Origin of the sequence: Roseovarius sp. AK1035, from assembly GCF_003288315.1 — a bacterium.
In the GTDB taxonomy this organism is placed as follows: domain Bacteria; phylum Pseudomonadota; class Alphaproteobacteria; order Rhodobacterales; family Rhodobacteraceae; genus Roseovarius; species Roseovarius mucosus_A.
Genome location: NZ_CP030099.1, coordinates 3625515 through 3651438, shown reverse-complemented (window position 1 = coordinate 3651438; position 25924 = coordinate 3625515). Strand labels below are relative to the sequence as shown.

General features: G+C 62.4%; 28 protein-coding genes. 14 read left to right on the top strand and 14 right to left on the bottom strand.

All coding sequences use genetic code 11. The features are described from left to right. Both RAK1035_RS17420 and hemB read right to left on the bottom strand, forming a co-directional pair. Nucleotides 1–561 (bottom strand): YSC84-related protein, encoded by a 561-nt coding sequence (locus RAK1035_RS17420; protein WP_008282395.1) that lies wholly within the window; start codon nt 559–561, stop codon nt 1–3. Nucleotides 562–691: 130 nt separating this feature from the next. Further along, nucleotides 692–1693 (bottom strand): porphobilinogen synthase, encoded by a 1002-nt coding sequence (gene hemB, locus RAK1035_RS17415; RefSeq protein ID WP_008282394.1) that lies wholly within the window; start codon nt 1691–1693, stop codon nt 692–694. A 122-nt stretch (nt 1694–1815) separates the two neighbouring features. Here hemB and RAK1035_RS17410 point away from each other — a divergent pair, with 122 nt between their 5' ends. Further along, entirely contained in the window at nt 1816–2343 is a 528-nt protein-coding gene (locus tag RAK1035_RS17410) for a hypothetical protein (protein WP_037298496.1), read from the top strand. A gap of 37 nt (nt 2344–2380) precedes the next feature. Continuing rightward, nucleotides 2381–5833, top strand: coding sequence for a transcription-repair coupling factor (mfd, locus tag RAK1035_RS17405; RefSeq protein WP_008282391.1), 3453 nt, complete (start codon nt 2381–2383; stop codon nt 5831–5833). Between the two features lie 85 nt (nt 5834–5918). On the opposite strand, the gene RAK1035_RS17400 is transcribed toward mfd, so the two are convergent. Together RAK1035_RS17400 and RAK1035_RS17395 are read right to left on the bottom strand one after the other, a co-directional pair. Beyond that, nucleotides 5919–6812 (bottom strand): fructose bisphosphate aldolase, encoded by an 894-nt coding sequence (locus RAK1035_RS17400; protein WP_008282389.1) that lies wholly within the window; start codon nt 6810–6812, stop codon nt 5919–5921. A gap of 101 nt (nt 6813–6913) precedes the next feature. Further along, on the bottom strand, nt 6914–8098 hold the full coding sequence (locus RAK1035_RS17395; RefSeq protein ID WP_008282388.1) for a phosphoglycerate kinase: 1185 nt from the start codon (nt 8096–8098) through the stop codon (nt 6914–6916). A 126-nt stretch (nt 8099–8224) separates the two neighbouring features. On the opposite strand from RAK1035_RS17395, the gene RAK1035_RS17390 reads away from it, so the two are divergent. The 4 genes from RAK1035_RS17390 to RAK1035_RS17370 all read left to right on the top strand — a co-directional run bounded on the left by RAK1035_RS17390 (nt 8225) and on the right by RAK1035_RS17370 (nt 11734). Beyond that, nucleotides 8225–8731: a peptidylprolyl isomerase gene (locus RAK1035_RS17390; protein ID WP_008282387.1), complete on the top strand. Its 507-nt coding sequence runs from the start codon at nt 8225–8227 to the stop codon at nt 8729–8731. Beyond that, entirely contained in the window at nt 8724–9272 is a 549-nt protein-coding gene (locus tag RAK1035_RS17385; RefSeq protein WP_008282386.1) for a peptidylprolyl isomerase, read from the top strand. The genes RAK1035_RS17390 and RAK1035_RS17385 overlap by 8 nt, the downstream gene beginning before the upstream one ends. Before the next feature lie 2 nt (nt 9273–9274). Next, a complete protein-coding gene (locus RAK1035_RS17380) occupies nt 9275–9976 on the top strand; it encodes a DUF4336 domain-containing protein (protein WP_008282385.1) in 702 nt (233 codons plus the stop codon). Between the two features lie 468 nt (nt 9977–10444). After that, nucleotides 10445–11734: a DEAD/DEAH box helicase gene (locus tag RAK1035_RS17370; RefSeq protein ID WP_008282384.1), complete on the top strand. Its 1290-nt coding sequence runs from the start codon at nt 10445–10447 to the stop codon at nt 11732–11734. A 36-nt stretch (nt 11735–11770) separates the two neighbouring features. On the opposite strand, the gene RAK1035_RS17365 is transcribed toward RAK1035_RS17370, so the two are convergent. Genes RAK1035_RS17365 through RAK1035_RS17355 form a run of 3 tightly spaced genes read right to left on the bottom strand, consistent with a single transcriptional unit; the run spans nt 11771 to nt 14614 of the window. Continuing rightward, nucleotides 11771–13192 (bottom strand): protein adenylyltransferase SelO, encoded by a 1422-nt coding sequence (locus RAK1035_RS17365; protein WP_008282383.1) that lies wholly within the window; start codon nt 13190–13192, stop codon nt 11771–11773. A 31-nt stretch (nt 13193–13223) separates the two neighbouring features. Continuing rightward, on the bottom strand, nt 13224–13676 hold the full coding sequence (locus RAK1035_RS17360; protein WP_008282382.1) for a GNAT family N-acetyltransferase: 453 nt from the start codon (nt 13674–13676) through the stop codon (nt 13224–13226). Continuing rightward, nucleotides 13673–14614 carry a nucleoside hydrolase gene (locus RAK1035_RS17355; protein ID WP_008282381.1) on the bottom strand — a complete coding sequence of 314 codons (942 nt, stop codon included), beginning with the start codon at nt 14612–14614 and terminating at the stop codon, nt 13673–13675. Before RAK1035_RS17355 ends, RAK1035_RS17360 begins: the two co-directional genes overlap by 4 nt. A 319-nt stretch (nt 14615–14933) precedes the next feature. Between RAK1035_RS17355 and ihfB the strand changes: the two genes are divergently transcribed. The 6 genes from ihfB (at nt 14934) to trpB (ending at nt 18666) form a co-directional block, all read left to right on the top strand. After that, entirely contained in the window at nt 14934–15215 is a 282-nt protein-coding gene (gene ihfB, locus RAK1035_RS17350) for an integration host factor subunit beta (RefSeq protein ID WP_008282380.1), read from the top strand. A 3-nt stretch (nt 15216–15218) separates the two neighbouring features. Then, nucleotides 15219–15569: a lipopolysaccharide assembly protein LapA domain-containing protein gene (locus RAK1035_RS17345; RefSeq protein WP_008282379.1), complete on the top strand. Its 351-nt coding sequence runs from the start codon at nt 15219–15221 to the stop codon at nt 15567–15569. Nucleotides 15570–15578: 9 nt separating this feature from the next. Then, a complete protein-coding gene (locus RAK1035_RS17340; RefSeq protein ID WP_008282378.1) occupies nt 15579–16226 on the top strand; it encodes a phosphoribosylanthranilate isomerase in 648 nt (215 codons plus the stop codon). After that, nucleotides 16210–16668, top strand: a complete 459-nt coding sequence (locus tag RAK1035_RS17335) for a GNAT family N-acetyltransferase (protein ID WP_008282377.1) — start codon at nt 16210–16212, stop codon at nt 16666–16668. Before RAK1035_RS17340 ends, RAK1035_RS17335 begins: the two co-directional genes overlap by 17 nt. Nucleotides 16669–16732: 64 nt before the next feature. Beyond that, entirely contained in the window at nt 16733–17362 is a 630-nt protein-coding gene (locus RAK1035_RS17330; protein WP_008282376.1) for a class I SAM-dependent DNA methyltransferase, read from the top strand. A gap of 80 nt (nt 17363–17442) precedes the next feature. Next, on the top strand, nt 17443–18666 hold the full coding sequence (trpB, locus tag RAK1035_RS17325; protein WP_008282375.1) for a tryptophan synthase subunit beta: 1224 nt from the start codon (nt 17443–17445) through the stop codon (nt 18664–18666). 11 nt (nt 18667–18677) lie between these two features. On the opposite strand, the gene RAK1035_RS17320 is transcribed toward trpB, so the two are convergent. The 3 genes from RAK1035_RS17320 to mazG all read right to left on the bottom strand — a co-directional run bounded on the left by RAK1035_RS17320 (nt 18678) and on the right by mazG (nt 20347). Continuing rightward, a complete protein-coding gene (locus RAK1035_RS17320) occupies nt 18678–19073 on the bottom strand; it encodes a carboxymuconolactone decarboxylase family protein (RefSeq protein ID WP_008282374.1) in 396 nt (131 codons plus the stop codon). Between the two features lie 3 nt (nt 19074–19076). Next, nucleotides 19077–19457, bottom strand: coding sequence for a DUF2237 family protein (locus RAK1035_RS17315; RefSeq protein WP_008282372.1), 381 nt, complete (start codon nt 19455–19457; stop codon nt 19077–19079). Between the two features lie 74 nt (nt 19458–19531). Next, nucleotides 19532–20347 carry a nucleoside triphosphate pyrophosphohydrolase gene (gene mazG, locus RAK1035_RS17310; protein WP_008282371.1) on the bottom strand — a complete coding sequence of 272 codons (816 nt, stop codon included), beginning with the start codon at nt 20345–20347 and terminating at the stop codon, nt 19532–19534. 62 nt (nt 20348–20409) lie between these two features. Here mazG and RAK1035_RS17305 point away from each other — a divergent pair, with 62 nt between their 5' ends. Together RAK1035_RS17305 and speB are read left to right on the top strand one after the other, a co-directional pair. After that, nucleotides 20410–21573: a M20 aminoacylase family protein gene (locus RAK1035_RS17305; protein WP_008282370.1), complete on the top strand. Its 1164-nt coding sequence runs from the start codon at nt 20410–20412 to the stop codon at nt 21571–21573. A 9-nt stretch (nt 21574–21582) separates the two neighbouring features. After that, nucleotides 21583–22548, top strand: coding sequence for an agmatinase (gene speB / locus RAK1035_RS17300; protein ID WP_008282369.1), 966 nt, complete (start codon nt 21583–21585; stop codon nt 22546–22548). Between the two features lie 38 nt (nt 22549–22586). Here speB and grxD read toward each other — a convergent pair whose 3' ends face one another. The 4 genes from grxD to purL all read right to left on the bottom strand — a co-directional run bounded on the left by grxD (nt 22587) and on the right by purL (nt 25788). Then, nucleotides 22587–22949, bottom strand: a complete 363-nt coding sequence (gene grxD / locus RAK1035_RS17295) for a Grx4 family monothiol glutaredoxin (protein ID WP_008282368.1) — start codon at nt 22947–22949, stop codon at nt 22587–22589. A gap of 8 nt (nt 22950–22957) precedes the next feature. Then, the gene (locus RAK1035_RS17290; protein ID WP_008282367.1) at nt 22958–23188 is read right to left on the bottom strand and encodes a hypothetical protein; all 231 of its coding nucleotides are present in this window, start codon (nt 23186–23188) and stop codon (nt 22958–22960) included. A 4-nt stretch (nt 23189–23192) separates the two neighbouring features. Next, nucleotides 23193–23429, bottom strand: a complete 237-nt coding sequence (locus RAK1035_RS17285; protein WP_008282366.1) for a BolA/IbaG family iron-sulfur metabolism protein — start codon at nt 23427–23429, stop codon at nt 23193–23195. Between the two features lie 193 nt (nt 23430–23622). After that, nucleotides 23623–25788, bottom strand: coding sequence for a phosphoribosylformylglycinamidine synthase subunit PurL (gene purL, locus RAK1035_RS17280; protein WP_037298488.1), 2166 nt, complete (start codon nt 25786–25788; stop codon nt 23623–23625). Nucleotides 25789–25924: the final 136 nt, after the last annotated feature.

Below are 25924 nucleotides of genomic sequence, written 5' to 3'. Positions count from 1 at the left end.
TCAGGGGATGATGCGGGTGTATTTCATGCCTTCAAGCGACACGCCCGCCAAGGCCCCGGCCTGACCAAAGATCACGGCAATCACCGGGCTGGAGGAGGTGGTTGTCTCGGCGCGCAGGTTCTCGCCCCGGTCGTTGAAGACATATTCCACATCGGCACCTGCCGCCCATCCGGACGAGCGGCGGAATTTTTCGAGCGCATCGGGGGTCATGAAAAAGAGCACATGCGCGAATTGCTGTGCCCCGATCTGAAGCCCAACGCTGCCTTTGGTCGCGGAATAGTAATCGACCGTGACATTGTTGATGCGCAGCGCGCCCCGACCAAAGCCGCCGCCGACGAGAAAGCCCGCCTCGGTCACGACCGGCATGACGAGCATGCCGTTGGCCTTGTCTGCAAGGTCCCGGGTGTTGGGGTAGCGCGAATACATCTGGCTCAGCGTGGCATCGACACGCGCGTCGATGGTGGCCGCGCCGGAACTGCCCACGCCATTGCCACAGGCCGCAAGAAGCGGCGTGCCAGCCATCAGGCCAAGGGTAAAATTGCGTCTTGTCAGAATGCTCATGGGATTGCCTGTCTGTTGCCTCGTTTCGGGCCGGTCTTTTGTCTCATACCGGTCTGCTACTCAGCATAGGGGCAAGGCGGGCTGATGTCACCATGGATTGCGGTCATGGGCGGGATGCTGCGCGCGGGCGCTATCCTTTTGCCAATATCCGGGCCACTTCGGGGGCGAAATAGGTCAGCACCCCGTCACAACCGGCGCGTTTAAAGCACATGAGGCTTTCCAGCATGGCGCGCTCGCGGTCGATCCAGCCGTTCTGCGCGGCGGCCATGATCATCGCGTATTCGCCGGACACCTGATAGGCAAAGGTGGGTGCGCCAAAGGTTTCCTTGGCCCGTCGACAAATGTCGAGATAGGGCATGCCGGGCTTGACCATCACCATATCAGCCCCTTCGCTCAGGTCACGCTCGATCAGGCGCAGGGCCTCGTCGGTGTTGGCGGGGTTCATCTGATAGGTTTTCTTGTCGCCCTTGAGCGCGTTCGCCGCGCCCACCGCATCGCGGAACGGGCCATAAAAAGCAGAGGCGTATTTGGCAGCATAGGACATGATCATCACATTGGGATAGCCATGCGCCTCGAGCGCCGTGCGGATCGCGCCCACGCGCCCGTCCATCATGTCGGACGGTCCGATGATATCGACGCCCGCCTCGGCCTGACTGAGCGCCTGTTTGACGAGCGCGGTCACGGTGGAATCGTTGACGATCTCGCCATCCACGACAAAGCCGTCATGGCCGGTGTCCGAATAGGGATCAAGCGCCACGTCGGTCATCACGGTGATGCCCGGCACTGCCGCTTTGATCGCGCGGGTGGCGCGGTTGCTGAGGTTCTCGGGGTTCCAGGCCTCGGCGCAATCGGCGGTGCGGTTTTCCGTCGAGGTATAGGGAAAGAGGCAGATGGCGGGAATGCCCAGGTCAGCGGCCTCTTGTGCGGCTTCGACCACGCGGTCGATGGACCGGCGCATGACACCGGGCATGGAGGGCACCGGCTCTTCTATCCCGTCGCCGTCGCGCACGAAAAGCGGCCAGATCAGATCGCCCGCTGTCAGCGTGTTCTCGGCCACAAGGGCGCGGATGCTGGGCGTGGCGCGGGTGCGGCGCAGGCGGGTGGCGGGAAAGGCGGCTTGGGTCGGGCGCATGGGCGGTCTTTCTGGCTGGATCAACCTTGACTGAGTGGCATGGAAATTCGCGCATCTCAAGGGTAGGAATTGCCGCGCTCCGGCGCTAAGAGAGGCGATGATGCGGCAAGAGGGGCGCGGGCTTGGACTGGTACGATACGGTTTTCGAGTTGATCGACATGCGGTCTTTCAGCAACCTGTGGTTCTGGATTGCGCTGGCGGTGACATGGTCTTCGGCCAGCCACTGGGTTCTGGGGGTGCCATGGGACATGGCCATTCGCGCGCGCAAGGGCCAAAATGCGCAGGCGATGACCGATTTCGAGGATATGGTGCGGATCAATATCAACCGCTTGCTGTATCTGGTGCAGGAATCCGGCCTGTTGATGGCGGGGATTGCGGCGTTCTTGATGACCACGCTGGTGTTGCTGGGATTTGTCTATGACAGCGAATTCGCTCAGGCGCTGTTTTTGCTGGGCTTTCCGCTGTTGCTGGTTTGGGGGTTGTCGATCCGGCTGGCGCAGCGCATCGCATCGCGCGGGTGGACGGGTGTTGCCTTGATCAAGCGGGTTCAGACGCATCGTCTGGTGATTCAGGTGATCGGTATGCTGTCGATTTTCGTGACTGCGATGTGGGGCATGTACCAGAACATGAACGCCAATATTCTGGGATGACATGCGCAGTTGACGGCGCGCAAGATGCAGGAAGATCATGACCAAGGCGCAACATATCACCGTGGGCGGCGCGCCCGAAGGCTTTGACGCGACGCTCATTCTGGCTGAGGTTGCCAAGACCGGCGCGCCGGTGCTGCATGTGGCACGCGATGACAAGCGGATGGCGGCGATGCAGGCTGCGTTGCGCTTTTTCGCACCAGATATGCCGGTGATTACCTTTCCGGGCTGGGATTGCCTGCCCTATGATCGCGTGTCGCCCAATGCCGAGATCAGCGCCACGCGGATGGCGACGCTGGCGGGGCTGGCGCATGGGGGGCCGTCGCAATTCGTTCTATTGACCACGCTCAATGCCGCGACACAGCGGGTGCCTGCGCGCGAGGTGTTGCGCGGTGCGGCCTTTGTGGCCGCAGTGGGCGAGCGCATTGATGAAAAGGCATTGCGGGATTTTCTGGTGCGGATGGGGTTCACGCAGGCGCCCACCGTCACGGAGCCGGGGGATTATGCGCTGCGTGGTGGCATCATCGACATCTATCCGCCGGGTGAGGGCGGGCCGGTGCGGCTTGATCTTTTTGGTGATGTGCTGGACGGGGTGCGCGGGTTTGATCCGGGCACGCAGCGCACGACCGAGAAATTGGACCGAGTAGAGCTGGCCCCGGTCTCTGAGGTTATTCTGGACGAGGAAGCGATCCGCCGCTTTCGTCAGAATTACCGGATCGAATTTGGCGCGGCGGGCACCGATGATCCGCTCTATGAGGCGGTGAGTGCCGGGCGCAAACATGCCGGGGTCGAGCATTGGTTGCCATTCTTTCACGAGCGGCTGGAGGGGCTTTTTGACTATCTGCCTCAGGCGACGATCACGCTGGATGAGCAGGTGACGCCGCAGCGGTTGGCGCGTTGGGAGAGTATCGCGGATCAGTATGAGACCCGGCATCTGGCGCTGAGCCAGAAATCGCGCGGTGACACGGTGTATAAGCCGGTGCAGCCGGGGCTGCTCTATTTCGACGATGCCGCGTGGACGGCGGCGGTGGCCGAGCGGCGGGTGCTGCAATTCTCGGCGCTGCCGCAGGCGACCGGGCCGGGGGTGATTGACGCGGGCGGGCGCATCGGGCGGAATTTCGCACCGGAGCGGCAGCAGGAAAACATAAACCTCTTCAGCGCGTTGAAGGATCATATTCGCGCGAAACTCGACCGTGCGCCGGTGTTGGTGGCCTCCTATTCCGCAGGCGCGCGCGAGCGGCTTGAGGGGCTTTTGGAAGATGAGGGACTGATCGGCGCGGTCGGGGTGAGCAGCGCCAAGGGCATTGGCAAGCATGGGCTGCATTTGGCGGTTTGGCCGCTTGAGAGCGGGTTCGACGCGCCGGGGCTGACGGTGATTTCCGAACAGGATGTGCTGGGCGAGCGGTTGATCCGCGCGCCGCGCCGGCGCCGGGCCGAGAATTTCCTGACCGAGGCGCAGAGCCTGAGTGTTGGCGATCTGGTGGTGCATGTCGACCACGGTATCGGGCGGTATCTGGGGCTTGAGGTGGTCACCGCCGCCGGGGCGGCGCATGAATGCCTCGTGCTGGAATATGCCGAAAGCTCCAAGCTGTATCTGCCGGTCGAGAATATCGAGCTCTTGTCGAAATACGGCCATGAAGAGGGCCTGCTTGACCGTCTGGGCGGCGGCGCGTGGCAGGCCAAGAAGGCGCGGCTTAAAGAGCGTATCCGCGAGATGGCGGATCGTCTGATCCGGGTAGCGGCCGAACGGGCGCTGCGCAGCGCGCCGGTGATCGAGCCGGAACATCACGCCTGGGAGGCTTTTGCCGCGCGGTTCCCCTATCAAGAGACCGACGATCAGTTGCATGCGATCGAGGATGTGTTGAACGATCTGGGATCGGGCGCGCCGATGGATCGGTTGATCTGTGGCGATGTGGGCTTTGGCAAGACCGAGGTGGCGATGCGCGCGGCCTTTGTTGCCGCGATGTCGGGGCTACAGGTGGCGGTGATTGCGCCGACAACCCTGCTTGCGCGGCAGCATTATCAGGAATTTGCGTCACGGTTCCGCGGCTTTCCGGTCAATGTGCGGCCCTTGTCGCGGTTTGTGTCGGCGGGAGAGGCGGCCAAGACCCGCGATGCCATGGCGCGCGGCGAGGCGGATATTGTCGTGGGCACCCATGCCCTCTTGGCCAAGGGGATACGGTTCAAGAACCTTGGGCTCTTGATCATTGACGAGGAACAGCGCTTTGGCGTGGCGCATAAGGAGCGGTTGAAGCAGTTGCGTTCGGATGTGCATGTGCTGACGCTGACCGCGACGCCGATTCCACGCACGCTGCAACTGTCGCTGTCGGGGGTGCGCGACCTGTCGATCATCAGCACGCCGCCCGTCGACCGTTTGTCGATCCGCACCTATGTGAGTGAGTTTGACAGTGTGACCGTGCGCGAGGCGCTGTTGCGCGAGCATTATCGCGGCGGGCAGTCGTTCTATGTCGTGCCACGCATCAGTGATCTGCCCGAGATCGAGGATTTCCTGAAAACGCAGGTGCCCGAGGTGAGCTATGTCATCGCCCATGGGCAGATGGCGGCGGGGGAACTCGACGAGCGGATGAACGCGTTTTACGACGGCAAATACGATGTGCTGCTGGCGACGACGATTGTTGAATCTGGCCTCGATATTCCCACCGCCAATACGATGATCATCCACCGCGCCGATATGTTTGGCCTGAGCCAGCTCTATCAGATCCGGGGTCGGGTGGGGCGCTCGAAAACGCGCGCCTATGCCTATCTGACAACCAAGCCGCGCGTGCCCTTGACGCCCGGCGCGGAAAAGCGGCTGCGGGTTCTGGGCAGTCTCGACACATTGGGGGCCGGGTTTACGCTCGCCTCACAGGATCTCGATATTCGCGGGGCGGGCAATCTGCTGGGCGAGGAACAATCCGGGCAGATGCGCGATGTCGGCTATGAACTCTATCAATCCATGCTGGAAGAGGCGATTGCCAAGATCAAATCCGGCCAGATGGAGGGGCTGTCGGAGGCTGATGAGCAATGGGCACCGCAGATCAATCTGGGCGTGCCGGTGCTGATCCCCGAGGAGTATGTTCCTGATCTAGATGTGCGTCTGGGGCTCTATCGTCGCCTGAGCGGGTTGGAGACCAAGGTGGAGTTGGAAGGCTTTGCCGCTGAACTGATTGACCGGTTCGGCAAGTTGCCGCGCGAGGTCAACATGCTGATGCTGGTGGTGCGGATCAAGGCGATGTGCAAACGCGCTGGCATTGCCAAGCTCGATGGCGGGCCGAAAGGGGCCACGATCCAGTTTCACAACGACAAATTCGCCTCGCCGCAGGGCTTGGTGGAGTTCATCACCAATGAGCGGGGTTTGGCCAAGGTGCGCGACAACAAAATCGTGGTGCGCCGCGATTGGGCGGGCGAGAGCGACCGGATCAAGGGGGCCTTTGGTATTGCGCGCGATCTGGCGGAAAAAGTGGTGGCCGAGGCCAAGCGCGCGAAGGGGTAAGGGCGGGGTGGGGGCGCTGCCCCCGTCCCGGATTTTATCCGGGACTCCCCCGAGGTATTTTGGGCCAGATGAAAGGCGCGGGCGATTAGCCCGCGATGGAGGCCCGGTAGATGTCGTCGATGGATTTCGCGATGGTGGCGTTGAATTCGGCGTCTGATTGCTGGGCCGAGAGACCTTCGGTCAGGGCGCGGCTGAAGCTCGCGATGACGCCGCGATTTTGCGCCAGACGCGCGTTGGCCTCTTCCCGGCTATAGCCGCCCGAGAGCGCCACGACGCGCAGCACGCGGGGGTGGTTGACGAGGCTTTCGTAAAGGTTTGCGGTTTCGGGCAGGGTGAGTTTGAGCATCACCTCTTGATCGGCGGGCAGCGCGTCAAGCTGCGCGAGGATGGCGGCGCGCAGGAGGGTTTCGGCTTCGGCCTTGTCCTTGATCGAAATGGTCACTTCGGGTTCGATGATCGGCACGAGGCCGTGGCCCAGAATTTGCTGTCCGACCTCGAATTGCTGGGCGACCGCCGCTGCAATGCCGGTGGGATTGGCCGCGTCGATCACCGAGCGCATTTTGGTGCCGAAAATCCCCGCCTTGACCGCGCGCTCCAAGAGCGGATCGAGATCGGGCATGGGTTTCATCAGCTTGACGCCATCGGTGTCACTGGCCAGTCCCTTGTCGACCTTGAGAAAGGGGACCACGCCGCGCTCTTGCCAGAGGAAGGCGGGCGAGGGTTTGCCGCCGATGTCGCGGTCCATGGTCATTTCGAACAGGATCGCGCCCAGAACCTTGTCGCCGGTAAACTCCGGGGCCTGAGCGATGCGTGCGCGCATGGCGTGCACCAGATCGAACATTTCCGCCTCGGAGGTATAGGCGCTTTCCTCGATGCCGTAGAGGCGCAGGGCCTTGGGGGTGGAGCCGCCGGATTGGTCGAGAGCGGCGATAAAGCCCTGACCTGCGCGGAGTTTGTTGGCCTGTTCGGTCTTGGTCATATGGGACACCCCTGAAGGACTACACGGTTTCGCGCCCTCATAGGCGAGGGGCGCGGGCTGTGCAATCGTGGTGGCGCTAACAGGTGGTGGCCGGGTGGCACTCAGGCCTTGAGTGCTGCAACGCCAGGCAGATCCTTGCCTTCCATCCATTCCAGAAAGGCACCACCTGCGGTCGAGATATAGGTGAAATCCTCGGCGGCACCGGATTTATTGAGGGCGGCCACGGTATCGCCACCGCCTGCGACGGAGATGAGCTTGCCCGCCCGGCTGAGTTGGGCGGCATGGGAGGCGGCGGCGTTGGTGGCGGTATCGAAGGGGGCGATTTCAAAGGCACCCAGCGGGCCGTTCCAGATCAGCGTTTTGGCGGCATCGAGCGTGGCGATAATGCGCGCAACGGCCTGAGGGCCTGCGTCAAGGATCATGGCGTCGGGCGGGCAGGCATGGGCGCCCACCACCTCATGCGGGGCACCGGCGGCAAAGTCGCGTGCGACGACCACATCGGCGGGCAGAACGATCTTGCAGCCTGCATCCCCTGCCTTGAGCATGATCTCGCGGGCGGTGGCGGTCATGTCATGTTCGCAGAGCGATTTGCCCACATCGAGGCCCATGGCGGCGAGAAAGGTATTGGCCATGCCGCCGCCGATGATGAGGCTGTCCACCTTTGCCACGAGATTGCCCAAGAGGTCGAGCTTGGTCGAGACCTTGGCCCCGCCGACGACGGCCACGACAGGGCGTTTGGGCGTGCCAAGAGCCGCCTCGAGCGCCTGCAATTCGGCCTGCATCAGGCGGCCTGCGCAAGACGGAAGATGCCGCGCCAAGCCTTCGGTTGAGGCATGGGCGCGGTGGGCGGCGGAAAAGGCATCGTTGCAGTAGATGTCGCCCAGTTGTGCCAGACGCGCGGCAAAGGCGGGATCATTCGCTTCTTCGCCGGGGTGAAAGCGGATGTTTTCGAGAAGCAGCACATCAGAGGCGAGCGCCTCGTCGGTTAGGTTCTCGGCCCCTTCCAGCGTTTCGATCAGCCGCACCTTGCGGCCCAAGGCGGCCTCGAGCGCGGGCACGGTCACGCGCAGCGACATGTCGAGCACGACCTTGCCCTTGGGCCGTCCGAAATGCGCGAGAAGGATCGGGCGTCCGCCCTTGGCGAGAATGTCGGTGACGGTGGGCGCGATGCGGTCGATGCGGGTCGCGTCTGTCACAAGGCCATTCTCGACCGGGACATTGATATCAACGCGCACCAGCACGCGCTTGCCGGTCAGATCGATGTCGTCAAGGGTTTTCCAGCTCATGCCTCAGGCCTCCCGAAATCTGGTCGCGCTTCTATTGGCGCGGGTCTTTGCCAGCGTCAACCTCTGTGCTTGGCAATCGTGTGGGAACCGCCTAGGTATCATGGCATATTTACCAAGGAGAGCCCCATGGCCGAGATCAAGGACCCCGAAAACACCATTCTGATGGAGCTGAAGGGTGGCACTGTCACCATCGAGCTTTTGCCGGCTATCGCACCGGGCCATTGCGAGCGGATGAAGGAACTGGCCCGTGCCGGGCATTATGACAACGTGGCCTTTCACCGCGTGATCGACGGGTTCATGGCGCAGACTGGCGACGTGGAACATGGCAATATGGAAAAGGACTATCAGCCGCGCCGGGCGGGCACCGGGGGCAGCACGCTGCCCGATCTCAAGGCCGAGTTTTCCAAGATCCCGCATGATCGCGGCACGCTGGGGGCGGCGCGCAGCCAGAACCCGAATTCGGCGAACAGCCAATTCTTTATCAATTTCAGCGACAACCATTTCCTGAATGGTCAATACACGGTCTATGGCCGGGTGATCGCGGGCATGGAGCATGTCGATGCCATCACGCGCGGCGAGCCGCCGGCGAGCCCGGACCGGATGATCAGCGTCAAGGTGGCCGCAGATGTATAAGATTGCTGTCGCACTTAGCCTGCTGGCGGGTCCGGCGCTGGCGACGGGGCTGGAAATCGAGATTGCGGGCGAGGCCAATGGCACTGTCAAGATCGACCTCTATGAGGATATCGCGCCGGGGCATGTGGAACAGATCACGGCGCTCGCCTCTGAGGGGGCCTATGATGGGGTCGTGTTTCACCGGGTGATCGAAGGATTCATGGCGCAGACCGGCGACGTGCAGTTTGGCAAGCTCAAGGGTGGTGATATGGGCCGCGCGGGGATGGGGGGCAGTGAGCGCCCCGACCTCAAGGCTGAATTCTCGAACGAGCGATTCTTGCGCGGGGTAGTGGGCATGGCGCGCAGCCAAGATCCCAACAGCGGCAATAGCCAGTTCTTCATCATGTTTGATGCGGGTGAGTTCCTGAACGGGCAATATACCGTGGTTGGTCAAGTCACTGAGGGCCTTGAGATTGTGGATGCGATCAAGCGCGGCACCGGGCCCAATGGGGCCGTGGTTGGCCAGCCCGATGTGATGACACGCGTCACAGTGACCGACTAGGCATGACGGCTGCCCCCACGTTCACTTCGGAGTCTCTTGCCAAGGGGGTCTGGGGTATTGTGGGGGCCGCAGTGCCGTGGCGCGGCGGCGTTTCGATGCCGCTGCGAACAGTTGTGATTGAATTGCCCTCGGGCGACTTATGGGTCCATGCGCCGGTGCCGCTGTCGGATGATTTGCGGGCTTGGCTGGCAGAGCGGGGCCGTGTGGCGCATATCGTTGTGCCGCAGGCGCCGGTTTTGGCGCATCTGCCCGCGTGGCAGGCGGCCTATCCGTCAGCGCGGATCTGGCGCGGGGCCGAGGTGACAACCGCCACTTGGGCGCGTGAGATCAAGCCGCTTGTGCTGGAAGGCGCGCAAACCGAGGTCGCGTTTTTACATCAGGCCAGCCGCTCTGCGATTCTGTCACGGCTGATCATGGCGGTAGAGACCGCGCCGTTGCCGGTGTGGGTACGCCCGCTGATCTGGCTGGCCGGGATTGACGACAGTGATGGCAAACCGCCTATGGGGCTTGCGCAGCGTTTGGGCGGGCGCAAGGCGGTTGGGGATCTGGTGGAGCAGATGCTGGATTGGGGGCCAGAGCAGCTGATCCTGACACATGGGCGATGCTACACGCGGGATGCCAGCGGAGAAATCAAGCGCGCGTTTCGCCGGTTGATGCGCGACCGGTTGTGGGACCGCGCGCTGAGCGAGGCACGGCGGGGCTGAGACCCGGTTTCAGGCGCGTGGGGTGGGCTGGTTTGACACCTGCGATATGCGCATCTTGGGCTGTGACCGATGCTATGACAGGCGGCGCTTGCCCCGCTTTCTTGGTTTGCTGACAACCCTCATGTTGATTGCCTCTCTGGCCCATGCCGATCCTCGGTCGTGGCGGTGCGGCAGGCAAAAGGCGACGCTGTGCTTGACTTCTGCGTGCTGCACCGCCATATGAACGTCAACCGACATTTCCTGCCGCGTGAGCAGCACTGCCTGAAACAGGCGTATCTTATGAAATGTCGCGGATGATCCCAAAATCACGCGTGGGGCCAAACACCTGTCAGAGTGCAGGGGGCATGCGGCCCCTTGGCTGCGGGCGGGTGCAACCACGACGACCGGGCGGTGTGTATCACTGCCTGTGACGGGCTGCGGGATGTCCTCGCGCCCCTGAAAGGATACGACTTGAACCTATTTGACGAAATGGGCCTGCCTGCTGCTTTGGTGCGCAAGCTGGCCAACGAAGGCATCACCGAACCGACCCCGATCCAGACCCATGCGATCCCGCATGCGCTGAACGGGTTTGATGTTCTGGGCCTTGCGCAGACCGGCACCGGCAAGACCATGGCCTTTGGCCTGCCTCTGATTACGGCGTTGATGCAGGCACCGGGCAAGCCCGCGCCCAAGACCATCCGCAGCCTGATCCTTGCACCGACGCGGGAATTGGCCAGCCAGATCCGTGACGCGTTGTTGCCACTGGTTAAGGACAGCCCGATCAAGATCAATCTTGTGGTGGGGGGTGCCTCTATCAATCCGCAGATCAAGCGGTTGGAGCAGGGCACTGATATTCTGGTGGCGACGCCGGGGCGGTTGCTTGACCTTATTGACCGGCGCGCGGTGCGTCTGGATGCGGCGCATTTCCTTGTGCTCGATGAGGCCGATCAGATGCTTGATCTGGGCTTTATCCATGCGCTGCGCCGGATTGCGGGGCTTTTGGCGGCGGAGCGGCAGACGATGCTGTTTTCGGCCACCATGCCTAAGCAGATGGAAGAGTTGGCCGGTAGCTATCTCAAGCATCCCAAGCGGGTGCAGGTCAGCCCGCCGGGCAAGGCCGCTGACAAGGTCACGCAAGAGGTGCATTTTGTTGCCAAGGCCGCCAAGCCCGATCTGCTGATCGAGCTTTTGGCCAAGCACAAAAGCGAATTGGCGTTGGTCTTTGGTCGTACCAAGCATGGCTCGGACAAGTTGGCCAAGCGGTTGGAGCAGGCCGGTTACAGCGTGGCGGCAATCCATGGCAACAAGAGCCAAGGCCAGCGCGAGCGCGCGCTCAAGTCGTTCCGTGACGGGCATGTCAAAATCCTTGTGGCGACCGATGTGGCGGCGCGAGGTCTGGATATTCCGGATGTCAAACACGTCTATAATTACGAATTGCCGAATGTGCCTGACAACTATGTTCACCGGATCGGACGGACCGCGCGGGCCGGCCGGGACGGGGCGGCGATTGCATTCTGCGCGCCCGACGAGATGGGCGAGTTGAAGGATATTCAAAAGGTTCTGGGCACGACGATCCCCGTTGCCTCGGGCCGTCCGTGGGAAGTGCTGCCTGATCCGAAGTCGCCCAAGCCCGCCACGGGGCGGGGTGGTCCACGGCGTCGCACAGGCGGCGGTGGCGGATTTTCCGGCGGTGGCCAGCAGGGCAAGCCGGGCGCGGGCGGTGGTCGTCGGCGCAAGCCCGGGGGCGGCGGTGGTGGCGCGCGGTCGAACGCAGCCTGATCAAGACAAGAACGCCGGGGCATGCCCCGGCGTTTTTCATGTGCCGCAGAAGGTATTTTCCACCACCTCTGACGGGGTAGGCGGGCGTTTGAGATCGGCGGCATCAGGCTGATCTATGTAGGGGCGCGCCAAAACGTCGAGCAGCCGCTCGAAGGGGGCGTAATCGCCGGCAACGGCGGCCTCAATCATTTGTTCAACCCGGTGATTGCGGGGGATGTAGGCCGGGTTGGCGGCGCGCATCACCGCCTCTGGATTGGCCTCTTGCGCGATACGGGCACGCCAGAGCGGCTCCCATGTGTCAAAGGTGGCGCGGTCGAGAAACTGATCGCGTGCGGTGCCGTCGATGAGGCCCCGGAAGGTATTGGTGAAATCCGCCCGCCCCTCGGCCATGCGCGCCAGCAGGTCAGCGATGAGCGGGGCATCCTGTGCTGTTGCCTCGGCAAGGCCGATCTTGCGACCAAAGGCGCGGCGCCATTCGGCCTCGATCTGGTCGGGCATGGCATGCACTAGGGCGGTGAAATCCTCGATCGCCTCGTCCTGATCGGGCATGAGCGGCACCAGAGCGGTGGCCAGTTGCGCCATGTTCCAGACGATCACATGCGCCTGATTGTCATACGCGTAGCGGCCGCGCGTATCAATCGAGCTGAACACGGTCTGCGGATGATAGGTATCCATAAAGGCGCAGGGGCCATAGTCGATCGTCTCGCCGGAAATTGCCGTGTTGTCGGTGTTCATCACCCCGTGGATGAACCCGATCGAGAGCCAGCCCGCCACAAGGCGCGCCTGTGCGCGGATCACCTCGGCCAAGAGATGCGCGGGGCTTTCGACATGTGGGTAGTGGCGGGCCACTGTGTAGTCATAGAGCGTGCGCAGCCCGTCAAGATCGCGCCGGGCGGCGAAAAACTGGAATGTGCCAACGCGCAGATGGCTGGAGGCCACGCGCGTGAGCACCGCGCCGGGTAGGCCGCCCGCCTCGCGGTAGACTTGTTCGCCGGTTTCAACGGCGGCGAGGGCGCGGGTGGTGGGCAGGCCAAGGGCGTGCATCGCCTCGGACACCACATATTCGCGCAGCACCGGGCCAAGCCACGCGCGCCCGTCCCCCATCCGGCTATAGGGGGTGGGGCCAGAGCCTTTGAGCTGAATGTCGCGGCGCTGACCGTTGCGGTCGATCACCTCACCCAAGAGCAGCGCGCGCCCGTCACCCAGTTGCGGCGAGAAGCCGCCAAACTGATGCCCGGCATAGACCTGCGCCAAAGGGGTGGCACCCTCGGGCACCTGATTGCCGGAAAACACGTCGGCAAGTTCGGGGTCTGGGACCTCTGCGATGCCCAGTTCTGCGGCCAAATCCCGGTTGAACCGGATGAGGCGGGGGGCGCGCACATGCAGGGCTGTCTGACGCGTGTAAAACCGCGCAGGAAGATCAGCATAGCTGTTTTGAAACGGGATCACGAGAGTCATGAGGTTTACCTAGGGTCAAGCAGGCGAAAGTCTAGAGCGCACAGGTCATGAGGCTGTAGGCGTCGCGTGGTTCGAAACGCAGCTTGCGATAGAGCGCGCGCGCCTTGTCATTGTCGCGCCGCACTTCAAGGTGCAGCGCCTTTAATCCGGCACCGGCCAGGGCCTTGGGCAGGCTGATCATCACTTCCGAGCCGATGCCGCGCCCGCGCACGCGCACGCTGGGCCGGATGTAGAATTCATCAACATATCCATCGAGTCCGCCGAATTCGACCGACCAGCCAAAGCTGATGACGATATAGCCGATTGGCGCACGCCCCGGTCCGATGAGGTAGGTCACGCCATGCGGGCTGCCTTCGAGCATGGGCAAAAGTGCGGCGCGGCGGGTGGCCTCGGACTGGGCAATGCCGGTCTCTTGGTGAAAGGCGGCGACCAGAGACAAGAGCCGGTCCAGATCATCGGGCCGGGCGAGGGTGAGGGCGGTCATAGGCGCGCGAGCCTTTCAGTGAGCAGGTCAAAGAAGGCCTGCGCGTTGATATCGTGAACAAAGGTGGCATTGGCGGGGCGACCGGTGACAGCCCACCAATCCACCACGGTCATGCCCATGGTCAATTCCGAGTGCGTCTCGATTTCCACATTGACGTGGCGGGCGGTAAAAAGATCGGGGCGCAAGAGCCAGCCAATCGTGCAGGGATCATGCAGCGGTGCACCATCCGCGCCGTGGCGTTCGGGGCGGTAGCGTTCATAAAACCCGGTCAGTGCGCCGACAGCCTCGCCCACCGGGGTTCCGATGGCGCGAAAGGCGGCGTTGCGGGCGGGGGTGACCAATGCCTGATGCGTGACATCGAGTGGCAGCAGGGTCAGTGGCACGCCAGAGGCGAGCACGCAGGCGGCAGCCTCGGGGTCGACATGGATGTTGAATTCTGCCGCCGGGGTCACATTGCCATGCGCGGCATGGGCCCCGCCCATAAGCACGATTTCCTGCACGCGCGCGATTATGTCGGGCGCGCGCTGAAAGGCTGTAGCGATATTGGTGAGCGGGCCGATGGGCACCAGCGTGATCGTGCCAGCGGGGCGCGCGCGCAGGGTGTCGATAAGGAAATCGACAGCGTGCTGGTCCTGAAGCGGCATGGTCGGTTCGGGCAGGTCGGGGCCATCCAGGCCAGAGCGGCCATGCACATGCTCTGCGGTCACCAGAGCGCGGCCAAGGGGCCGGTCGCATCCGGCAAAGACCGCAAGATCGGGGCGGCCCGCCAGTTCGCAGATTTTGCGCGCGTTGCGCGTGGTCAGATCCAGCGGCACGTTGCCTGCCACGCAGGTCAGGCCAAGCAGGTCGAACGCCTCGGGACAGGCCAAGGCAAAGAGGATCGCCACCGCGTCATCCTGACCGGGATCGGTGTCGATGATGATCTGTCGTGCCGTCATACCTGTCCTCGCGGTGCCCGGCGCACCATGGGGCGGATGTGGCGAAATGTCCACCAGTGGTGTCGTGCGAACGCTTAAGGTTGCCGATCCGAATCAAGGGCTGCGTGATCCGGATGCCGCGGCGCAGCATCTGCACGGGGCTAAGGATGTGTTGCCGCCCAATGGGTGTTGGGCACAAAAATCGCCCATGCTCAGCAAAAAACCGCATAGATTTCCGTCTCTTGCCCCGGCTTTCTGTTTGGGTTTCGCGGCATTCTGGCTATAGTCCCCTGCAACTGCCACAAAGTTACAAACAATAAGGCCGGGGGAGAGACCACCGATGATCCGATCGGAACTGATTCAAAAAATCGCTGACGAGAACCCGCATCTTTATCAGCGCGACGTCGAGCGTATCGTCAACACCATCTTCAACGAGATCACCGATGCGCTGGCCGAGGGCAACCGCGTCGAGTTGCGCGGCTTTGGTGCGTTCTCGGTGAAAAAGCGGGATGCGCGCACGGGTCGCAATCCACGCACCGGTGAAAGCGTGCATGTTGAAGAGAAAAACGTGCCCTTCTTCAAGACCGGCAAGCTATTGCGTGACCGGCTCAACGGAAAGTAATCCATGCGCTATATCCGCTATGCTTCGATTGCCATTTTCGCCCTTGCGCTGGTGCTCATTGCGCTGGCCAATCGCGGGGTCGTGACCCTGCGGGTGTTGCCCGATGAATTGGCGGGGTTTGCCGCGCTCAATCCGACCTATGATCTGCCGCTTTTTATCGTGATCTTTGGCGGCATTCTGATGGGTTTGATTGTCGGGTTCATCTGGGAATGGATTCGTGAGGCGGGCGAACGGGCGGCGGCGGCACGGCAGGCGCGCGAACTGGCAAGCCTGCGGGCCGAGATCAAGCGGCTTAAGGGCGAGCGGCATCAGGGCAAGGATGAGGTTCTGGCGCTGTTGGATCCGGCGAGTTAACCTGAGCGCATGGCGAGAGATATTCGTGTCAAGATTTGCGGTCTGACCGCCGCCGCTGACGTGTCGGCGGCGGTCGAGGCGGGTGCGGCTTATGTCGGGTTCGTATTCTTCGAGAAATCACCGCGGAATGTGGGGCTGATGCAGGCGCGGGCGCTTGCCTTGGGCGTGCCGCCGGGAGTGGCCAAGGTGGCGCTGACGGTCGATGCCGATGACGCCACGCTTGATGCGCTGACGGATCAGGTGCCGCTCGATTTCCTGCAATTGCATGGGGAGGAGAGCCCCGCGCGGGTATCCCAGATCAAAGCACGCTATGGCCTGCCGGTGATCAAGGCGATTGGGATCGCCGAAGCTGCGGATCTGGCGCAGATTGACGCGTATAGCGGTGTGGCCGATCAGCTTTTGATCGACGCCAAGCCCCCACCGGGGGCGACACGACCGGGCGGCAATGCGCTGGCCTTTGACTGGGGTTTGATCGCGGAGCGCGACTGGGCGTTGCCATGGCTTTTGGCGGGGGGGCTGAACCCGGACAATGTGGCCCTGGCGGTGGCGCGCACGGGCGCGCGGCAACTTGATGTCTCAAGCGGGGTCGAGGCCGCGCCGGGGATCAAGGACGCAGGCCTGATCCGCGCGTTTATCCGCAATGCCCAAGGTGCTTGAATTCCGCGAGGCGCGTCGTGATGAGGTTGCGCAGGTGGTTGCGCTTTTGCGCGACGATGTGCTGGGGCAGGGGCGGGAACTGGGGGATATGGCCGAGTATCTGACCGCCTTTGACGCCATGCAGGTCGAGGGCAACAATCACCTCATTGTGGGCGTTGACGCGCAGGGCGCGGTGCTGGCCACCTATCAAATCACGATGATCAGCGGGCTATCGCTTTTGGCGGTGCGGCGGGCGCAGGTGGAAAGCGTGCGGATTGCAAGGCATCTTCGGGGGCAGGGATTGGGGCATCTCATGTTTGCGGATGTCGAGGCGCGCGCGCGTGCCGCCGGATGCCGGTTGATCCAACTGACCATGAATGCGACCCGCACCGAGAGCCGCCGGTTTTACGAGAGCCTTGGTTACAGGGCGTCGCATGTCGGCTTTAAGCGGGCCTTGGATTAGGCGTTCCGGTTGACAGGCCCGAACCCGCGACAGATGCTTTTATAAAGAGCGACAAGAGGCTGCGATGACCCGTGATCCCGAGGATCTGAGCGATGTGTATGGGGCGAAGACGCCCGAGCAATCCCGCGCGATCTATAATGATTGGGCGCTGAGTTATGACGCCGACAATCTGGCGCGGGGGTTTCGGCTTCCGTCGCTGGGGGCGGCGATGTTTGCGCGGTTCATAGGGACGGCTGAGGGGCCTGTTTTGGATGCCGCCTGTGGCACCGGGCTGGTGGGCGAGAGCCTGCGGATCCTGGGCTATGGCCCGATCACCGGCTGTGATCTTTCGCCCGGTATGTTGGCGGCGGCGCAGGCAACGGGGCATTACGCCGATCTGGTCGAGGCGGAGATGGGGAGTGGTCTGCCCTTTGCCGATGACAGGTTTGCAGGCTTTATCTGTGTCGGGGCGTTTGGCCCCGGTCATGCCCCGGCGGAGAGCCTTATTCATCTGGCCCGCGTGACGCGCCCCGGCGGTATTGGGGTGTTCAACCTGCTGGAGGCCACATGGAAGGCGCAAGGCTTTCAATCGGTGCTGGAATCGCTTGTGGACAGTGGCCAGATCCATATCGCGCAGCGGTCAGAGCCGTTCTTGCCCTTTCTTTTGGCCGAGCCGGACCTTTGGTCGCGGCTCTATGTGATCCGCCGCCTTTGAAATTCTGCTTTTCGCTGGAAAATCCCCCGCGCGTCCCATATTCAACCCCAGACTTCCCCGAATGACAAAGGCCCGAGACAATGAACGATCTCTTCAACAGCTTTATGACTGGTCCCGACGAAAAGGGCCGGTTTGGCGATTTCGGCGGGCGGTTTGTGTCGGAAACCCTGATGCCGCTCATTCTGGAACTGGAAGAGCAGTATGAGCACGCCAAGACCGATCCATCGTTCTGGGACGAGATGCACGATCTGTGGACGCATTACGTGGGCCGCCCGTCGCCGCTCTATTATGCGGACCGTCTGACGCAGCATTTTGGCGGGGCCAAGATTTATCTCAAGCGGGATGAGTTGAACCACACGGGCGCGCATAAGATCAACAATGTGCTGGGGCAGATCATCCTTGCCCGCCGCATGGGCAAAAAGCGGATCATCGCGGAAACGGGGGCCGGTCAGCATGGGGTTGCCACGGCGACCGTCTGCGCCAAGTTCGGGCTGCAATGCGTGGTCTATATGGGCGCGCATGATGTCGAGCGTCAGGCGCCCAATGTGTTCCGGATGCGTTTGCTTGGCGCGGAGGTGGTGCCGGTCACGTCTGGTCGCGGCACGCTCAAGGACGCGATGAACGACGCGCTGCGCGATTGGGTCACGAATGTGCGTGACACGTTCTATTGCATCGGCACCGTGGCTGGGCCGCATCCCTATCCGGCGATGGTGCGCGATTTCCAATCGATCATCGGCAAGGAAACCAAAGAGCAGATGCAGGCCGCCGAAGGGCGTCTGCCGGATACGCTGGTGGCGGCGATTGGCGGCGGGTCAAATGCGATGGGGCTGTTTTACCCGTTCCTTGACGATCCAACGGTAAATATCATCGGGGTCGAGGCCGGGGGCCATGGCGTTGATGACCGGATGGAGCATTGCGCGTCGCTGACGGGCGGGCGGCCCGGCGTGTTGCATGGCAACCGCACCTATCTTTTGCAGGATGCCGATGGGCAGATCCTTGAGGGGCATTCCATCTCGGCCGGTCTTGATTATCCGGGGATCGGGCCCGAGCATAGCTGGCTGCATGAAACGGGACGCGCCAAATATGTCTCGATCACGGATGTCGAGGCGCTGGAGGCGTTTCAGCTTTGCTGTGCGCAAGAGGGGATTATTCCCGCGCTGGAACCCAGCCATGCCTTGGCCCATGTGATGAAAATCGCGCCGACCCTGCCCAAGGATCATCTGTTGGTGATGAATATGTGCGGGCGCGGCGACAAGGATATCTTTACCGTCGCCAAGCATCTGGGATTTGACATGAAGATCTGAGGCGTTGCGCGTCAGACCTTGAACACCTCATCCACCGGCACCTGAAGAGCGGTGGCGAGGGCGTTGGTTTGCGATGCCATGCCGATGACGGAGAGCAACTCGCCGTGCTGTGCGGGGGTCATGCCCTTGGCGCGGGCCGCTGCGGTGTGGGAATGGGCGCAGTATTCGCAGCCATTGGCGACCGACACGGCGATATAGATCAGTTCCTTGGTCAGGGGATCAAGGGTGCCGGGGCCCATCACGGATTTGAGCCGCTGCCATGTGGCGCTGAGGAGCGCCGGGTCATGCGCCAGCGCGCGCCAGAAATTGTTGATGAAATCGCTGCCGCGCGTGGCGCGGATGTCGTCGAAGACGGCGCGCACCTCTGGTGTGGCTTCGGCATCGCTGATGAGGGTCACTGTGGCCATGTCTTACCTCTCGGGGGCGGCATGTTGTTGCAGAACCTCGAGCGGAACGATTTCGAGGGCGCGCACATGGGTTGCATCAAGCCGCACCAAGGGCGCGCACCCCTCGTCATGGGCCTGAAGAAAGCGCGCGGCGCAGAGACACCAGTGATCGCCCGGTTTCAGGCCGGGAAACTGAAATTCGGGGTGTGGCGTGCTCAGATCATTGCCGACATATTTGGAAAAGGCCAGAAACTCTGCGGTCATCTGGGCGCAGACCGTGTGGCTGCCGTGATCCTCGGCGCAGGTGTTGCAATGACCATCCCGGAAAAAGCCGGTGAGCGGCTTGGTTGAACAGGGTTCCAGCGCCTCGCCCAGAACATTGCGGGCCTCATCCATGATCGACATTGCTTTGGTCCTTTCGCTGTTGGTCTGAGAGTGGCGGGTTTTGCGCGTGTTTACAAGCGGTTGTCAGCGTGCGTTCACTGGCGTTCTTCGGCCTTGGCCTGATCCCAGAGCGTGTCCATTTCGGCCAGATCCGACTCGATCGGGCGTTTGCCGCGTTCGGCCAAGAGCGCCTCGATCCGCTCGAATCGCCGGGTGAATTTGGCATTGGCGCGGCGCAGGGCGGTTTCGGGGCAAACCTTCATGTGCCGGGCGAGATTGGCCATGACAAACAGAAGATCGCCGAATTCCTCTTCGACCGCGTCTTGGGTCAGTTCGGTTGCGGCTTCGTGCAACTCTTCAACTTCTTCGCGTATCTTGTTGAGAACATGAGAGGAGTCGGGCCAATCAAAGCCCACCCCCGCGGCGCGTTTTTGCAGTTTGACCGCGCGCAGGAGCGCAGGCAGGCCAAGGGCCACACCGTCAAGCGTGCCGGTCTTGGCCTCGGCGGCGCGTTCGGCGGCTTTGACCACCTCCCAATCGCGGGTCTGTTGCTCGGCGGTTTTGTCGCGGCTTTCGGTGCCGAACACATGCGGATGACGTGCGACCATCTTGTCAGAGATGGCGTTGGCCACGTCCTGCACATCAAACAGGCCTTGGTCCTGGGCAATCTGGGAATGAAACACGACCTGCAAGAGCAAGTCGCCCAATTCGCCGCGCAGCTCTTGCCAGTTCTGCTGCTCGATGGCGTCGGCCACCTCATAGGCTTCTTCGATGGTGTAGGGGGCGATGCTGGCGAAATCCTGTTCGATGTCCCAAGGACAGCCGGTATCGGGATCGCGCAGCCGCGCCATGATGGCGATGAGGCGGGGCAATCCCCCGTCGGGATCGTGGATGAGCATATCGTCAGGCATTGCGGCGGCCTCGTCTTTGGGGTTGAGTGGACCCTGACGCGAGAAAGAAGGGATGTCCAGAGATGGCTGTGATCAATCGAATTGCCGGGTTTTCCGAGGAAATGACGGCGTGGCGGCGGCATTTGCATGCGCATCCCGAGTTGGGCTTTGATTGCCATGAAACAGCGGGTTTTGTGGTCGAGCGGTTGCGCGAGTTCGGCATAACCCAGATCGAAACCGGGGTGGCGACCAGTGGTGTGGTCGCGGTGATCGACGGGCGGGGTGATGGCCCCACGATCGGGTTGCGGGCTGATATGGACGCGCTGCCGATGACCGAGATTACCGGGCTTGAATATGCCAGCCAGACCCCCGGCAAAATGCATGCCTGCGGCCATGACGGGCATACGACGATGTTGCTGGGGGCCGCCAAATATCTGGCGGAGACGCGGAATTTTGCAGGGCGTGTGGTGCTGCTGTTTCAACCGGCAGAAGAGGGGCCGGGCGGCGGGCGCATCATGGTCGAAGAGGGCGCATTGAGCCGCTACGGGGTGGAGCAGGTCTATGCGCTGCACACGCTGCCCGGCGCGCCGGCTGGCACGTTCGAGACCACGCCGGGGCCGATCATGGCGGCGGTGGATACGCTGCATATCGACGTGATCGGTCGGGGTGGGCATGGGGCGATGCCGCATGAATGCCTGGACCCGGTGGTGGCGGCGGTGGCCATCGTTCAGGCGATTCAGACCATTGTCAGCCGCAACCGCAACCCGCTGGATGATCTGGTAATCTCGGTGACGCAGATTCATACCGGCACGGTTGATAACGTGATCCCCGAGACCGCCTATATCAACGCCACGATCCGAACCTTCACGCCCGAGGTGCAGGAAATGGTGCATCGACGCCTGCGCGAAGTGGCGTTGGGGACGGCGGCGGCGCATGGGGTGCGGGCCGAGGTGCGGATCGAGCTGGGATACCCCGCGACCTATAATGATGCCGACAAGACCGCCTTTGCCGCAGAGGTGGCGCGCGAGGTGGTGGGCGCGGATGCTGTCATCGCGGACCGCCCACGCGAGATGGGGGCCGAGGATTTTTCCTATATGCTGCAAGAGCGCCCCGGGTCGTATCTGTTTCTTGGGCAGGGCGAGGGGCCGGGCTTGCATCATCCGGGGTTCAATTTCAATGATGCGGTGGCGCCGGTTGGGGCCTCGTTTTTCGCGCGGCTGGTCGAGCGCGCGCAACCTGTGAGCTGAGGGAAAGCCATGGCACTGGAAGATGCGAAGAAGCAGGTGGATCAGGCGTTCACCCGCGCGGAGTTGCGGGGGGCAAGTTATGAGAACACCTTTGGTGGGGCGCTGTCCTTTGCGCGGAGGCGCTATAGCAAGGACTTGAGCGGCGTAGATGTGGCAATCACCGGGGTGCCGTTTGATCAATCCGTGACCAACCGGACCGGCACCCGCATGGGGCCGCGTGCGGTGCGTGAGGCGAGCGCATTGCAGGTCTATGATCCGCCCTATGGCTGGGATGGTTATGATCCGCTGTCCCATCTCAGCATTGTGGATTACGGGGATTTAGCCTTTGATTACGCGCATGTAGCGGCCTTTCCTAAGGCATTACATGAGCATGCCAAGGGTATCTTGGAGGCTGGGGCCGCCTGTTTTGCCATCGGGGGCGATCACTATATCACACTGCCGCTGTTGCAGGCGCATGCGGAAAAATATGGGCCGCTGGCGGTGGTGCATTTCGATGCCCATTCCGACACATGGGCGGATGACGATCTGACCCGCATTGACCATGGCACGATGATGTACAAGGCGGTGAAGCAAGGGTTTGTGGATGTGGCGCGCTCGGTGCAGGTGGGCATTCGCACCACCAATCCCGACACAATGGGCTTGACCACGCTTGATGCGCGGCAGGTGCATCTGGAGGGGCCGGTAGAAATCGCGCGCAAGATCAAGGAGATCGTGGGCGATGCGCAGGTTTATATGACCTTTGACATCGACGCGCTTGACCCGGCCTATGCACCCGGCACCGGCACGCCGGTCTGGGGGGGGCTGACCTCGGGGCAGGCGGCGATAATTTTGCGCGATCTGGCGGGGATCAATCTGGTGGGCGGCGATATGGTCGAGGTCTCGCCACCTTATGACACAACGGGGGCCACCGCGATTGCGGGGGCGCATGTGTTGATGGAAATGCTGTGCCTCTGGGGCTGGACCCGGCGAGATTGACGAAACAGGCGGCCGGTCGGTCCGGCCGCCTTGGTCGCTCAGGCGTTGGCTTCGCGGATTTTCTCGGCGGCGTCCTTGTCATAGGACACGCCGGATTTCTCAAAAAGGTCGTCGAGTTCGCCCGAGAGCGTCATCTCGGTGATGATGTCGCAGCCGCCCACGAATTCGCCTTTGACGTAAAGCTGCGGAATTGTGGGCCAGTCGGAATAGTCCTTGATCCCTTGGCGGATGTCCGCATCGTCGAGGACGTTCACATCCTTGAAATCAACGCCCATGTAATTCAGCACGCCCGCCACGCGGGAGGAGAAGCCACATTGCGGCATGTCCTTGGTGCCCTTCATGTAGAGCACGACATCGGCGGATTTCACGGTCTCTTCAATGCGGGTTTTGGCGTCAGTCATGATATGTCCTATCGGTCTCTTAGGTGGCCTTGGCCGGTGGAGTCGGTCTCTTCAGGGTCATAGCTGGTTTCGGTGTCGCCCAAAAGGGTGACATGGGTGCTGTCGGTTTCTTCGCAATACCCCAAGCCATAAGCTGCGCGCCCATCGCGACGATAGCGCAGAATTTCGTGCCACATCGTATAGGCAAAGATGCCAGCGAAGGGCAAAAGCAGCAGAGCGACGAGCAGGCGAGGTTCCATTGCGTCAGGCAGGGGCCTTGGTGGTCAGCGCCAGCGCATGCACGGCACCGTTGGGCCCATCCATTTTGCCCTTAAGGGCGGCGTAAACGGCGCGTTGTTGTTGCACGCGATTCATGCCGCGAAAGCTCTCGTCAATGACTTCGGCGGCAAAATGCACGCCGTCATCGCCTTCGACGGTGATCTTGGCATTGGGGAGCGCCTGACGGATCAGGGCTTCTAGATCAGAGGCGAGCATGGCCATCGGGGGTCTCCTTGTCAGGTCTTGCCCAAGATGTAGAGCGCCGCCGGGGCGAGTGCAAGGGAGGGTGCAGCGCTGCGCCCGGCTTGCGCGTGATCTGTGGTCCTTCTTGAGCGGGGCGTCAGTTAATGCGCACCAAAGTTTTGGGCCATGATGGGATCAGCCCCATCATGGCCATCGCGCCGCCCTTGGCCCCTTAGCCGAAGGTCGCCCCGAATGTGCCCCGGAAGATATCCGATAGCTCGCTCAGCGCCGCTTCGGATTTGCCCAAGCGCACGGTGTCACCAGTAAAGCGGCCCACGGCGGTGAGGGGCACGCCCGCACGGCCTGCGGCGATCATCAGCGCCTCGGCCTGATCGAAGTTGCAGGCAATGAGATAGCGCGCCTGATCCTCGGCAAAGAGGGTGGCTGTGTCATCGCTGTCGAGGTGGACGCCGACACCCGCCGCTTCTGCCAATTCGAAGGCGGCCAAGGCCAGACCGCCATCGCTGAGGTCGGTGCAGGCCTTGATCAGCGCGTGGTTGGCGCGGATGAAATCGCCATGCCGCTTTTCGGCGGCAAGGTCTACGGGCGGTGCATCGCCTTCGACCCGGTGAAACACCTCGGCCAGCAGCGCGGATTGCCCCAGATGCCCGTGGGTTTCGCCCAAGAGAAGGGCCACATGCCCGTCACGCACCTGTCCGGTGATTGCCGTTTCCGGATCGCGGATGATGCCCACTGCGCCGATGGTGGGGGTGGGCAGGATCGCGGTGCCGTCAGTTTCGTTGTAGAGCGAGACATTGCCCGACACGATGGGCATGTCGAGGGCGGCCACCGCCTCGCCGATGCCTTTGATCGCCCCGACGAATTGGCCCATGATCTCGGGCTTTTCGGGGTTGCCGAAATTGAGGTTGTCGGTGGTGGCAAGCGGGACCGCGCCCAAGGCGGAGAGGTTGCGATAGGCCTCGGCCACCGCCTGTTTGCCGCCCTCAACCGGGTTGGCCTTGACGTAGCGTGGGGTTACGTCGGAGGTGAAGGCCAAAAGCTTGTCGGTGCCATGCACGCGGATGAGACCTGCGCCCTGACCGGGGGTGCGGGCGGTGTCGGCCATGACCATGGTGTCATATTGCTCGTAAACCCACTGCCGGGCGCAGTAGTTGATCGAGCCGATCAGCGCCTTGAGGCCGTCAATCGGATCGACGCCGGGCACGGTCGCGGGGTCAAGCGGCGCGGCGGGTGTTGTTTTCACCCAAGGGCGGTCATATTCGGGGGCTGAGCCAGAGAGAGTGGCCAATGGCAGGTCGGCCTTGATCTCATTGCCGTGCAGGATCAGGAACCGGTCTTCGGCGATGGTTTCGCCGACGATAGCAAAGTCGAGATCCCATTTCTCGAACACGGCGCGGGCCTCGGCCTCAAGCTCGGGGCGCAGGACCATGAGCATGCGTTCCTGAGATTCGGACAGCATCATCTCATAGGCGGTCATGTTCGCCTCGCGCTGTGGTACGGCGTCGAGGTGCAGTTTGACGCCAAGCCCGCCCTTGTCGCCCATTTCCACCGCAGAGCACGTGAGGCCCGCGGCGCCCATATCCTGGATCGAGATGACCGCGCCGGTGGCCATCAGTTCGAGACAGGCCTCCATCAGGCGTTTTTCGGTGAACGGGTCGCCCACCTGAACGGTGGGGCGTTTTTCCTCGATGCTGTCGTCGAATTCCGCAGAGGCCATCGTCGCGCCACCGACACCGTCGCGGCCCGTCTTGGCCCCGAGATAGACCACGGGCATACCGACGCCCGAAGCGGCTGAGTAGAAAATCTTGTCTGCGTCCGCCAGACCTGCGGCAAAGGCATTCACAAGGCAGTTGCCGTTATAGGCCGGATCAAACCGCACCTCGCCGCCCGCGCAGGGCACGCCAAAGCAATTGCCATAGCCGCCCACGCCCGCAACCACGCCATGCACGAGCTGGCGGGTCTTGGGGTGTGACGGCATGCCAAAGCTGAGTGAATTCATCGAAGCGATGGGGCGCGCGCCCATGGTGAAGACATCGCGCAGGATACCGCCCACGCCGGTCGCCGCACCCTGATAGGGTTCGATATAGGAGGGGTGATTGTGGCTTTCCATTTTGAACACAACCGCCTGACCGTCGCCGATATCGACCACGCCTGCGTTCTCACCCGGGCCACAGATCACCTGCGGGCCGGTGGTGGGCAGGGTGCGCAGCCATTTCTTGGAGGATTTGTAGGAACAATGCTCGTTCCACATGGCCGAAAAGATGCCCAATTCGGTAAAGGTCGGCTCTCGCCCGATGATCTCGAGGATACGGTCGTATTCCTCGGGCTTGAGGCCATGGGCCGCGACGAGATCGGGGGTGATGGACGGTTCCTGCATCGGGCGGGCTCCTTCGGGGATATGCATGTGCGGGTCTTTAAACCACAGGTGCGGCGGGGGGAAGGGGCGCGTGATCTGGGGGGGCGATTTTGGTATCGGACAGCAAAACGGCCCGGCCTTTACAGGGCCGGGCCGC

What these genes read in the sequence shown, in the direction of transcription:
- RAK1035_RS17420 (WP_008282395.1), bottom strand. Translation starts at nt 561, where the DNA reads ATGAGCATTCTGACAAGACGCAATTTTACCCTTGGCCTGATGGCTGGC.
- hemB (WP_008282394.1), bottom strand. Translation starts at nt 1,693, where the DNA reads ATGCGCCCGACCCAAGCCGCCTTTCCCGCCACCCGCCTGCGCCGCACC.
- mfd (WP_008282391.1), top strand. Translation starts at nt 2,381, where the DNA reads ATGACCAAGGCGCAACATATCACCGTGGGCGGCGCGCCCGAAGGCTTT.
- RAK1035_RS17400 (WP_008282389.1), bottom strand. Translation starts at nt 6,812, where the DNA reads ATGACCAAGACCGAACAGGCCAACAAACTCCGCGCAGGTCAGGGCTTT.
- RAK1035_RS17395 (WP_008282388.1), bottom strand. Translation starts at nt 8,098, where the DNA reads ATGAGCTGGAAAACCCTTGACGACATCGATCTGACCGGCAAGCGCGTG.
- RAK1035_RS17390 (WP_008282387.1), top strand. Translation starts at nt 8,225, where the DNA reads ATGGCCGAGATCAAGGACCCCGAAAACACCATTCTGATGGAGCTGAAG.
- RAK1035_RS17385 (WP_008282386.1), top strand. Translation starts at nt 8,724, where the DNA reads ATGTATAAGATTGCTGTCGCACTTAGCCTGCTGGCGGGTCCGGCGCTG.
- RAK1035_RS17380 (WP_008282385.1), top strand. Translation starts at nt 9,275, where the DNA reads ATGACGGCTGCCCCCACGTTCACTTCGGAGTCTCTTGCCAAGGGGGTC.
- RAK1035_RS17370 (WP_008282384.1), top strand. Translation starts at nt 10,445, where the DNA reads ATGGGCCTGCCTGCTGCTTTGGTGCGCAAGCTGGCCAACGAAGGCATC.
- RAK1035_RS17365 (WP_008282383.1), bottom strand. Translation starts at nt 13,192, where the DNA reads ATGACTCTCGTGATCCCGTTTCAAAACAGCTATGCTGATCTTCCTGCG.
- RAK1035_RS17360 (WP_008282382.1), bottom strand. Translation starts at nt 13,676, where the DNA reads ATGACCGCCCTCACCCTCGCCCGGCCCGATGATCTGGACCGGCTCTTG.
- RAK1035_RS17355 (WP_008282381.1), bottom strand. Translation starts at nt 14,614, where the DNA reads ATGACGGCACGACAGATCATCATCGACACCGATCCCGGTCAGGATGAC.
- ihfB (WP_008282380.1), top strand. Translation starts at nt 14,934, where the DNA reads ATGATCCGATCGGAACTGATTCAAAAAATCGCTGACGAGAACCCGCAT.
- RAK1035_RS17345 (WP_008282379.1), top strand. Translation starts at nt 15,219, where the DNA reads ATGCGCTATATCCGCTATGCTTCGATTGCCATTTTCGCCCTTGCGCTG.
- RAK1035_RS17340 (WP_008282378.1), top strand. Translation starts at nt 15,579, where the DNA reads ATGGCGAGAGATATTCGTGTCAAGATTTGCGGTCTGACCGCCGCCGCT.
- RAK1035_RS17335 (WP_008282377.1), top strand. Translation starts at nt 16,210, where the DNA reads ATGCCCAAGGTGCTTGAATTCCGCGAGGCGCGTCGTGATGAGGTTGCG.
- RAK1035_RS17330 (WP_008282376.1), top strand. Translation starts at nt 16,733, where the DNA reads ATGACCCGTGATCCCGAGGATCTGAGCGATGTGTATGGGGCGAAGACG.
- trpB (WP_008282375.1), top strand. Translation starts at nt 17,443, where the DNA reads ATGAACGATCTCTTCAACAGCTTTATGACTGGTCCCGACGAAAAGGGC.
- RAK1035_RS17320 (WP_008282374.1), bottom strand. Translation starts at nt 19,073, where the DNA reads ATGGCCACAGTGACCCTCATCAGCGATGCCGAAGCCACACCAGAGGTG.
- RAK1035_RS17315 (WP_008282372.1), bottom strand. Translation starts at nt 19,457, where the DNA reads ATGTCGATCATGGATGAGGCCCGCAATGTTCTGGGCGAGGCGCTGGAA.
- mazG (WP_008282371.1), bottom strand. Translation starts at nt 20,347, where the DNA reads ATGCCTGACGATATGCTCATCCACGATCCCGACGGGGGATTGCCCCGC.
- RAK1035_RS17305 (WP_008282370.1), top strand. Translation starts at nt 20,410, where the DNA reads ATGGCTGTGATCAATCGAATTGCCGGGTTTTCCGAGGAAATGACGGCG.
- speB (WP_008282369.1), top strand. Translation starts at nt 21,583, where the DNA reads ATGGCACTGGAAGATGCGAAGAAGCAGGTGGATCAGGCGTTCACCCGC.
- grxD (WP_008282368.1), bottom strand. Translation starts at nt 22,949, where the DNA reads ATGACTGACGCCAAAACCCGCATTGAAGAGACCGTGAAATCCGCCGAT.
- RAK1035_RS17290 (WP_008282367.1), bottom strand. Translation starts at nt 23,188, where the DNA reads ATGGAACCTCGCCTGCTCGTCGCTCTGCTGCTTTTGCCCTTCGCTGGC.
- RAK1035_RS17285 (WP_008282366.1), bottom strand. Translation starts at nt 23,429, where the DNA reads ATGGCCATGCTCGCCTCTGATCTAGAAGCCCTGATCCGTCAGGCGCTC.
- purL (WP_037298488.1), bottom strand. Translation starts at nt 25,788, where the DNA reads ATGCAGGAACCGTCCATCACCCCCGATCTCGTCGCGGCCCATGGCCTC.